Source organism: Pseudanabaena mucicola FACHB-723, assembly GCF_014696385.1.
Classification (GTDB): domain Bacteria; phylum Cyanobacteriota; class Cyanobacteriia; order Pseudanabaenales; family Pseudanabaenaceae; genus Pseudanabaena.
The window spans coordinates 31,445-42,043 of record NZ_JACJQB010000030.1; the positions used below are offsets into that span (position 1 = coordinate 31,445).

General features: G+C 42.5%; 8 protein-coding genes. 1 reads left to right on the forward strand and 7 read right to left on the reverse strand.

Features of this window, described 5'->3' with window-relative positions; translation table 11 throughout:
* Nucleotides 1-28: 28 nt before the first annotated feature.
* Entirely contained in the window at nt 29-1,618 is a 1,590-nt protein-coding gene (locus tag H6F41_RS13500; RefSeq protein ID WP_190403995.1) for a cryptochrome/photolyase family protein, read from the forward strand.
* Nucleotides 1,619-1,965: 347 nt separating this feature from the next.
* Here the strand turns inward: H6F41_RS13500 and H6F41_RS13505 are convergent, their stop codons facing one another.
* The 7 genes from H6F41_RS13505 to H6F41_RS13535 form a co-directional block, all read right to left on the reverse strand.
* The gene (locus tag H6F41_RS13505) at nt 1,966-2,340 is read right to left on the reverse strand and encodes a response regulator (RefSeq protein WP_190403996.1); all 375 of its coding nucleotides are present in this window, start codon (nt 2,338-2,340) and stop codon (nt 1,966-1,968) included.
* 2 nt (nt 2,341-2,342) lie between these two features.
* On the reverse strand, nt 2,343-3,884 hold the full coding sequence (locus tag H6F41_RS19275) for an ATP-binding protein (RefSeq protein WP_322095920.1): 1,542 nt from the start codon (nt 3,882-3,884) through the stop codon (nt 2,343-2,345).
* Complete coding sequence (locus tag H6F41_RS13515) at nt 3,847-4,434, reverse strand: response regulator (RefSeq protein WP_190403998.1); 588 nt, start codon at nt 4,432-4,434, stop codon at nt 3,847-3,849. Before H6F41_RS13515 ends, H6F41_RS19275 begins: the two co-directional genes overlap by 38 nt.
* Nucleotides 4,435-4,569: 135 nt before the next feature.
* Nucleotides 4,570-6,873 (reverse strand): ATP-binding protein, encoded by a 2,304-nt coding sequence (locus H6F41_RS13520; protein ID WP_190403999.1) that lies wholly within the window; start codon nt 6,871-6,873, stop codon nt 4,570-4,572.
* Nucleotides 6,874-7,018: 145 nt separating this feature from the next.
* Entirely contained in the window at nt 7,019-7,327 is a 309-nt protein-coding gene (locus H6F41_RS13525) for a hypothetical protein (protein ID WP_190404000.1), read from the reverse strand.
* Nucleotides 7,328-7,418: 91 nt separating this feature from the next.
* The gene (locus H6F41_RS13530; protein WP_190404001.1) at nt 7,419-7,838 is read right to left on the reverse strand and encodes a hypothetical protein; all 420 of its coding nucleotides are present in this window, start codon (nt 7,836-7,838) and stop codon (nt 7,419-7,421) included.
* 96 nt (nt 7,839-7,934) lie between these two features.
* Nucleotides 7,935-10,331 carry a response regulator gene (locus H6F41_RS13535; protein ID WP_190404002.1) on the reverse strand — a complete coding sequence of 799 codons (2,397 nt, stop codon included), beginning with the start codon at nt 10,329-10,331 and terminating at the stop codon, nt 7,935-7,937.
* Nucleotides 10,332-10,599 lie beyond the last annotated feature (268 nt).

The following is a 10,599-nucleotide window of genomic DNA, read 5'->3' on the forward strand; positions in this document are numbered from 1 at the left end:
GCATTTCATTATCTAAAAATAAATTATTATGCTAGAAACTGCCCGTAAATTTCTTTCTCAAATTGATAACTATCCAATTACCGCTAGTCTGGAGAACAAGTTAGCAAATTGCGATCGCAGTTTATTTATTCTTCATGACCAACTCAATCTCAGTGTATTTCCTAAGCAATTACTTGACCAAAAGCCATTACTCATCTTTGTCGAATCCCTCAAATATGCCACGGCAATTCCGCACCATAAACAGAAATTAGTTTATATTCTCAGCGCTCAACGACATTTTGCGATCGCATGTTATCAGCAAGGTTTTCCTATTCTGAATTTATTTACAGAGGGGTTTCATGCCGAGGCTTTAGCTGAGTTTTTGCAGCAATATCCTGCGATCAAACTTAGCTATATGCAGCCCTCGGAATGGGATACGCGATCGCAGATGGCGGCTTTAGCGGATACATTTTGTGATCGCATAGAGCAAATCCCCAATAACTTCTTTATCGCTGATGCCGATCAGTTCAAAGACAAAATTAAAAAGGGATACCGTCTCGAAAACTTCTATCGAGAATTACGCAAGCAAACGGGCTATCTGATGGCAGATGGTAAACCGATTGGCGGTAATTGGAACTATGACAAAGAAAACCGCAAAGCGCTGCCCAAAAATATTTCTATCCCCCCAATACCTGAAATTCCACCCGATCTAATTACTCAAGAAGTAATTGATTTAGTAAATAACTATTTGCCTCATAATTTTGGGAAGTTAGATCGATTTAGCTATGCGGTTACCCGTGACCAAGCCTTAGAACTAGCAAAGGTATTTATCGAAACTCGGCTGGCTAACTTTGGTGCGTATGAAGATGCCACCAAGACGGGTGAGCCATTTCTATTTCATTCGGTATTGTCGATTTATCTCAATAATGGATTATTACTGCCACAGGAAATCTGTGAAATTGCGATCGCAGCTTATCACCAAAATCTTGCACCTCTCAATTCTGTGGAAGGCTTTGTGCGGCAAATTCTCGGCTGGCGCGAATACATTCGTGTTTACTATGAAGCACAGATGCCCCAAGCCCGTGAGCATAATTATTTTGGATTTACCAACGACTTGCCACAGCTCTATTGGGATGCCGATACAGATTTGCTCTGTATGCAAGATGCCGTAACTAATGTTTTAAATTATGGCTATTCCCATCATATTCAGCGCTTGATGGTATTGAGCAATTTTAGCAACCTTACCAATACCGATCCGCGTCAATTAAATCGATGGTTTTGGCTTGCCTATATCGATGCCTACGAGTGGGTAGAACTTCCTAATGTGTTGGGGATGTCCACCTTTGCCGATGGCGGTATTTTGGCATCCAAACCCTATGTCGCAGGTGGAAATTACATCAATAAAATGAGTAATTGCTGTTCCCAATGCCAATATGATGTCAAAGAGAAAGTTGGTGACAAGGCATGTCCATTCAATTATCTGTATTGGCATTTTGTCGATCAACATCGCGAGAGTTTTGCCGAGAATGGACGAGTATCATTAATGGTGAATTCCTATAACAAGAAGACTGAAGTTGAAAAACAGGCTATTCGCGATTCTGCCACAAAATTTATCAGTCAGCTCAAAATTAAAGCTTAGGCAGACCACTGCGTGGTCTGCCTAAGAGCGTGTTTGGGAAGTCTTCTGTCTAGCATAAATTTCTGCTTTTACCCCCCTTAATCCCCCCTTTGAAAGGGGGGAAACCTAAATTCTCCCCCTTTCAAAGGGGGAGTTAGAGGGGGTAAAAAACTTCTCAAACACGCTCTAAGCTTCTCTGCGATTATTTCCACACCCACAGGGGCATTCCACTGGTTTCCATCTCAAACAGAGAATACGAACTTTTACCTGAATCTTCTCAGGCTTTTTTCTATATCGGTATGATTCAGCTCCTCCTTAAACGTCTCGCTTAACTTCTCAAACACTCTCTTAACTGCCCTGCGCTATAGTTACCAATTTAAAAGCTCAGCAATTTTATCGGCAATTTGCAGTGGCTCAAAGGGTTTAGCAATCGCTCCTGCAATATCTAGTTGAGCAAATCTGGCACGATCGCTAGCTTGTACTTTTGCGGTCAACAGAATTACAGGAATTTTTTGAGTTACTGGATTTTGTTGTAGATGCTGAAGAACTTTAATACCATCCATTTCAGGCATCATCACATCAAGGAGAATCGCATCGGGCTTAAGTGATTCAACAATACTTAGTCCTGCTTTTCCAGAATTAGCGATTTGGACTTTCCAGCCTTTAAAGCTTTCTAAACAAACAGCTATGACTTGAGCCAGATTTGGTTCGTCATCAATTAGTAGAATCGATTTGGTGATCATGGTTATGATTTCCTCTGGTGTGGAATTGTGAATGAAAACGTACTTCCTTCTGATAATTTACTTTCAGCCCATATTTTGCCGCCGTGCTGCTGGACAATACTCTGACAGATCGCTAAACCCAGCCCTGTGCCTCCCATCTGTCGAGAATCTGAAGCATCAACTTGGTTAAACCGCCCAAAAATCCTTTCTAGATAGTTTTCGGGAATCCCACGCCCCCAATCTCTGACATGAAAAATGATCGCCTCATTAGCAGATTCTACTGTAATCTCGACTTGACTTTGCGGTGGTGAAAACTTAATCGCATTACTGAGTAAATTGACTAGGGTTTGCACAAGGCGATCGCGATCGGCAAAAATCTCGAAGGATGGACATTTAATTAAGATCTGGATCTGACTTTCCATAGCGATCGCCTGCATGGTTTCAACGGCTTGGTGGCATAGACTTGATGTGTCGTACCATTGGCGATCGATATCGACTTGATTGGATTCTAAGCGCTCTAAGTCCAAAATATCATTGACTAGGCGGACTAACCTCTCAATATCGGTCGCCGCAATATTGAGCATGTTCTTAGCAACTTCGGGCTTGTCTGCCAATACGCCAGAAGCTAGCAGCCCCAAAGCGCCCCGAATCGAGGCTAAAGGTGTGCGTAGTTCATGGCTAACAATGGAAATAAATTCACTTTTGACCCGTTCAATCTTCAACTTTTCGGTAATATCTTCACCGATGCTGATGATTCCAATAATCTCTCCCGTTTCATTGCGAAGGAGCGTATTATTCCAAGAAATTTCTCTTTCTTCCTTGGCTTTAGTCAAAATAGAATTTTGATAATAGGGCTGAAAGTCATTAACTAAAGCATCGACAAAATCACGGTTACTCTGGGCGCGGTCGAGGTGCGGTAAAAAGTTAGCAAACCAATCTTTGCCCATGACCTCCTTTAGATCGTAACCAGTCGCCTCTAGAAAATAGGGATTGACATACTCTATTTGTCCTTGACGATTTAAGCCGATAACAATTAAGCGGACATTATCTAATAACGATTGCCAGCGCCGATTGGATTCTTGCAGGGCAATTTGCCTTTGAAACAGCTCGGCAGTGCGCTCAGTAACTCGATTTTCTAATTCAGCATTGCTACTTTGCAGATCCCGATAAAGTTCTGCCTGTTGAATTGCGATCGCTACCTGTACTGATAATTGTTGCAGTAAGCTAATATCGCTCTTTTGCCAAACGCGCGGATTAGAACATTGATGGACTATCAACAATCCCCATAGCCTTTGATTTTTGCCGTTGATGATCAGGAGCGGTAATACAAGATTTGCCCTGACCTGAAAATGTTCCATTAGTTGCAAATGGCATTCAGTTAAGTTCGCCTCATAAATATCGAAAGTTGAAAAAACACGACCTTCCGCGTATTCACCTCCGAGATTACCTTGAAAGCAGAACTCGTCAATTTGTTGATTGAGACAGGTTGTCCAAGGTGGTAAGACTGACTCAGCAACAACCCGACCACTAAAATCGGGATTGAATTGATAGACAAACGGTGCGATCGGCTTTTAAAAAGGTGCGTATTTCTTGAACGATCGCATTGAGAATTTCTTCCAAACCAAGATATTGACGAATATGTAGAGCAATTTTGGCAATTAAAAGTTCCTGCTCCTGCGATCGATGCAACTGGCGGGTAAGAATTAGATGATCACACACCTGACCCACACGGGTACAGAGAGATACCGATGTCACCTCACTTTTAATAAGATAGTCGGCAGCTCCTAACCGCATTGTTTGTAAGATAAGCTGCTCATTGCCATCATGCCCAGTTAAGATGATCGCCTCTAGCTTCGGCACAAGATCGCCTTCGCCCATAGCGGCTAATAATTCCCATCCCTCACCATCGGGGAGAAAATAGTCAACGAGGACAATATCAGGATGTTGCGATTGCCATAGATCTATACCTTCTGCTAGGGTTTCCGCTTCCAGAAAAATATAGTAACGGGATGTATCTGATTGCAGGTAACGAATGTAAGTAGCACGATCTTCTGCCGAATCATCGACAATCAGAATGGTGATCGTGGAGTCTAAGGGTGGTGATGTCAAGAGCATAAATTTCAGGAAGAATTTCAGATGGTGAATTGTTCCTAGCTAGGTAAAACAGCAACTTGTTTTATTCTCGTAATAGATTTGAATATCGCGTTGCCTGCTTAATGTGGTCAAGACGGTAATGCAAATGCAGATCGTTCATAGCAAATTTGGATTTCTCGCAGGTAGAGTAAAAGAAATAGTAGTTCCTTCTCCGTAGGTAGATTGCACTTGAATGCTACCTTTGTGGCGTTCGACAATCTTTTTGACAATCGTTAGCCCAGCACCCGTACCAGTACCATACTTACTCGGTGCATTTAACCGTCTGAAGATTTGAAATATTGATTGCCAATGCTTCTGACGGATACCAATCCCATTATCGCGCACATAGAGCATTACCAAAGGCGATTTAGACTGATCCTCAAGCCAGTCAATTTCTGCCAATTTTTCAGGATTTTCATTGTATTTAAAAGCATTGCTAATCAAATTAATAAAAATCTCTTCGATCAAGAGGCGATCGCCCCATACCATCGGCAGCAATCGGGGGATGAGAATTTTGCAGTTCTGCCATTGCGGATTCATCGCAAATATTTCTATCACATTTCTTAATAATTGATTGAGATCAAGGGGTTCCATCTGCAACTCCTGACGACCTAGTCGCGAGAATTTTAGCAAAGATTCGATCAATGCTTCCATCCGTTTCGTTAGTTTTACCAATGTCTGCAGCTTGTCTGCCCCATCACCATTAAGGATTTCGCCATAGTCTTCTAATAAAAAAGTGGCATAATTATGAATACCGCGCAAGGGTTCTTTTAAATCATGGGAAGCGATGTAAGCAAAGGCATCGAGTTCACTATTACTCCGTTCGAGCTCTGCGTTAATCATGTCGATTTCATGGGCTTGTCGCAGGGCAATATCAACGATCGCCTGCCGCAGTTTGGTCGCACTTTCCACTTCACAGGGCAACCAAGGAGTAGACTTACCGCGCACGATTTCTTTCCAAGCGGCAAAGGACTGACGGGGAAGCAGAACAATACTACCGTCTTCAGCAACTTGTGTTGGTTTATCGCGATCGCCTGCCCAAGTAACGGTTTGCAATTGTTCTGGACGAAACCACAGAACATATCGATGCTGGATTTTAGAAATTGCCATTACCATCAAGCCACTGGCAGTGGCCTGATATTCCATCATTTCAGGATAGAGACTGGATAACGCATCGGTAACAAAGAGATCCTGATCAAAACGATCTTGTAACCAATTCAGTAGAGATTGTATGGCGGCGGCATCAGGAGTTTCGCCAATCAAAATCAGGCGATCGCCATCAACAATAGCCGCACCCTGAGCGCTCGTCAGCTCTAACAAAGCGGCATGATCGTAATTGAGTTCCTCCACAAATCCCGTTGCTTTAGTCAAACGTTCTACAAACTGACCTTGAAGGATTTTGAGGCGTGTTTTGTAATCAAGATGCTCATTGGCTTCTTTATTGGCTAATTCCGTAGACATCAACTGTCCCAAAAATTCGCAGATCGTACGAATTTCATAGGGTACAAATTTGGGTGTCTCATGGTGACAGGCGATCAATCCCCATAGCTTTTGATTTTGAACCAGAGAGACAGACATCGAGGCAGCTACACCCATATTTTGCAGATATTCAATATGCATTGGCGACACCGATCGCAAAACACAATAACTCATATCCAAAGGTGATTTTCTGTCTAGAGATTGCCCATGACTGACTAGCCCCGCTGGTTGATAATTCACATCGGGAATTAAGCGCAACCAGTTGAGGGTGTAGAGATGTTTTGCCTGTTTGGGAATGTCTGAGTCAGGGTAATGTAGTCCTAAAAATGGCTCTAGGTCAGGCTGTTTAGTTTCTGCAATCACACTTCCGTCTCCCTGCTCATTGAAGCGGTAGATCATCACGCGATCAAATCCTGTTAATGCTTGTATTTCCTGCACCACTAGTTCGCATAATGCCGCGAGGTCTTTTACTGTCTGGATTTTAGTAAGAGTCTGTTTAATTTGGTAATAAAAATGAAAAAAATCACTGCTCACCGATGCGTCCCAAGGTTCCAGTTCCAGCACAATTTCACCTGTGGGGGCGCGATGGACAATGCCATTAAAAGCACTAGGTAAGCTCTCCGCCAATCCATAAAAATTAACACGCAGAGGATTGGGATATTCAAAATGGTGATTGAGACAAGCTCGAATCGATTTAATCAGTTCTTTCCCTGTAAATTCTGCTAAGGGGCGATCAAGTAAGTCATCGATCGCAATTCCTAAAATATCAAGGGAATTGGCACTCACCTGAGCAATCCGCAAATCTGGCTCGGTAAGCACGATCAATAGCCCATGGGGCTGAATCAAACTAGGAATATGAATTGGTTCGCGATCGCAATTAGTCAGATTAATCGCTTCAAATTCGTAAAAATCATGATCGACCTGTCTCAAAAAATTATCCATTACCAATCTAGTATGTTTTCTAAAGTGGGGAGTCTGCCGAGCATACTAAGTAGTGCAGCATAAATAAGCTTAAAACCAGATCTTATGCCGTGCGCGTAGTGGGCGTCACAAGATCTGGTTTTGTATTTTAACTACGCTAGGCTACCTATGGCAAAATTTGAAAAATACCATCTTTAACTAGAGCTTTAATATGTATTCCTTGCTCTACAACACTGTAGGGCATTTTCGGCTTTTCAGGATTTTCCCTCGCACAGTCAATTATCTCATAGCGCTTGGGGATGTGACGGGTAATATGCTCTAGCGATCGCTGTCGCAGTTCAGTATTAGTCATTTTGATTTGACATTCAGGTATCATGGAATATTCTGGGTGCAAGCAATTGGGATAATCGTTAAGGAAACTATCAACCTCTTCCACAGCAATCATCAATGTTAATTTAACGAAGGGTTTGGACATGAGTGGATCACACGAATACATAGTTAATGTAGGAATTTGGGTGATAAATGTTCAGGATTAAAACTTGGTCAGTAATGCGATGCAAGATTGGTTAAGCGCTTACAACGAAAGCATGACTGAAATAATCGCGATTCCAAATAAATTCTTTGTAGCTGAGAAATTCTACTGATTCATTCTCGATCGCCTTCCATTTAGCATTAGTAGCAACCCCCTGATGCCAATCAAACGAAACTTCACTATATTCTGTATTAATGGGACGGTTAGCGTAATGGGGGTCACGCTCGATCCAAAGCAAGCGCTCAGGGTCAAGCTGAAACACCCTAACTATGTGTGTGGCAAGTTGTTCGAGTTGGGAAGGAATAAACCAACCAATCTCGCAGTTCTGCACAGAGACGATTACAACTTGTTGTCCGAATTGCCGATGAATAATCCGTAAATGGCATTTTAGCTGCCAGATTGCTGAGTTTTGACCAGTAACAGGACATTCATAAAATTGCTCAAATATTCTCATGTTACAAATTCTTTATAAAATGTAGTTAATGCCTGAGATTCAGTCCCAATTGCTTTTCAATAAATAACAGTTAAAAATGAGGAAAGTCTGAGGAAATCAAGCCGACTGCAACCAATCACTTGCGGCAACAATCTGATCTCTTCCTGCCGCCTTCGCCTGATACAATGCTGCATCCATATTGCGATATAAAACCTCTAGAGTTGTGCCTTTATGGGGATATTCCACCACACCCGCACTAAAAGTAATTCCAAAAGACTCACCTCTCACCGTGGTGAATCTTTCTTTGCGCCATGTTGCCAACAAAATATTTAAGCGTTCGATACTTTGTTGAAGGTTAGCCCCATACAACCCCACCACAAACTCCTCACCGCCCCAACGCATTGTTACATCTTCATTGCGAAAATTTTGACGCAAGAGGTTACCAAATTGCTTCAACACCGCATCGCCCATAATATGCCCATAGCGATCGTTCACTTGTTTGAATAAATCCAAATCCAAAATCGCTAAACTGAGAGTCTGTTGATTGCGTGCCGCCATCCGCAAAAGCTGTGTCAAAACTTGAATGCCGCGACGGTGGGTATAAACCCCTGTCAAACCATCAAAATCAGCAGTCTGTCTCGATAAGCGACTGCGATCTAAACGGCTGACAATACGGGTATATAAATCACTTTCCGCGACTGGTTTACTCAGATAATCATCAGCACCCGCAACAAATAATTGCCTAATTGTTTCGCGATCGCTATGAGCCGATAAAAACACAATCGGTAAATCATGCCAGAGAGAAGACGTTCGCACGGCTTGACATAAATCAACACCGCTATAATCTGGCATGATCAAATCCAAAATTAAGAGATCGGGAGTGGTAGATTCTAATACCTGCCAAAACTGTTTGGGGTTCTGTAAAGTAATGACTTCGATTTCTCGACTTTCCAGTGATCGTCGCAGGGTTTTGAGCAAAGTCGGATCGTCATCGACAATCATCACCTTAGAGCGATCGCTACCGTGTTGATACAAAACCTGCGACACCGTATTCAGAATTTCTTCCGTCGAAGCGGGTTTTTCAATAAATGAGCAAATACCCTTACGCGCCACCATTATGCGATCGTTCAATCCACTCGCTGCCGTCATCATCACCGTTGGAATTTGCGTCTCTCTCTGAGCCAATTCGTCCAAAAACATCAGCCCCTCCTGACTAGAGTTAGGAAGGGCGATATCTAGCAAAATCACATCAGGAACTTCCCTCTCAATTTTCTCTCTAGCAGTTGTCAGATCCAACGCCGTTTGCACCCGCATTCCCAAAGTTTCCGCTTCTAGCAAAATCTTCTGTGTCAACAAAACATTATCATCGACAATTAGTAACAGAGGTAATGGTGAATGGGAATGATGGGATGGAAGCTCAGGAAGAACTGTCGGCGATGATTTTAGGGTAATCTGTTCAAGCTTTGTAATTAATTGTCCTAGCAACTCCGCGTTAGAACTAACTAAAGGGAACTCACTATTTAGCATCTCCTCAATCTGGCGGGCGATCGCCGATTCTTCAGGAAACCCCAAGGAACCTAATGAGCCAATCAGTCGATGTGCTTGCATATATCCTTCATAACGTAGATTCGCACCCAATTTATTCTTCTCCAAAGCGATCGCTACTCGTCGAAACATGGCGATCGTCTCTGGTAAACCCGCAATTAATTTCTTAGACATAATCGCAATAACTTCCTGTACTCGCCCATTATCTAGAGGTGATAGGTTCTCAACTACAGACTCTTTAGGCAAAGAACTTACCGCCTTAAGTTGCACAGGTGCAGATACCGATACAGGTGCAGGTTTGAGCCGATAGCCCAATCCGTACAAAGTCTCAATAGGATCTATTGGTAGTCCCGCCGCCTTCAGTTTTTGCCGCAATCCCTTAATATGGGTAGTCACTGCTTCATCACTGGGAAACTCTCCTGCCGACCACACCTGATCAATCAAAGCACTACGACTAAATATCTGTTGTGGATGCCTAAGAAATATTTCTAATAGTCCATGTTCCTTTTGCGTTAAGCGTAAAATTTTCTCTTTGTAAGTAACGGTATGCATCTTCAGATCGAGCCGCAAGTCTTCCCAAATCAATTCTTGAATGAGATTATTATTTTCATAATAGCGGCGTAATAGCGCTCGAATCCTTGCCACTAATTCCTGAAAGTTATAGGGCTTAACCACATAGTCATCGGCTCCCGCTTCTAACCCCATCACGCGATCGTTCATACTATCTTTCGCCGTCAGTAACAGCACAGGAATGCTATATCCAGAATTACGCAGCTTGGTGCATAGTCCAATACCATCACTATCAGGCAACATTACATCAAGAATGATCAAGTCATAATTGTAGGTTTCCACATATCGCCAAGCCATTTTTGCATCGGCTACCGTATCAATTGTGTAATGAGATTCTGCAAGTAGCTGTAAGAGTGTCGCCGCAGAGTACAAATCATCTTCAACTAATAAAATTTTCAAAATTCCCTCCTGTCAAAAAACAACAGTACCTTTTAGCTTAATATTCTGTGGCAATACTTGTATTATCAGCAAAAAATGAGGAAATGATGAGGAGTTCTTGAGTATCTCAATTCTACCTATGGTAACAAGAAAGAAATGCTGCTACAAAGGACAAAAGCCGAGTAGCAGCAAGAAAAATGAATGATGAAATTGTAGCGATTTATAGCTATAGCCAAGTAAGTTAAGACATAAAACCCAAATAGAGTTGCGGCGCGAAGCGCCGCAACTC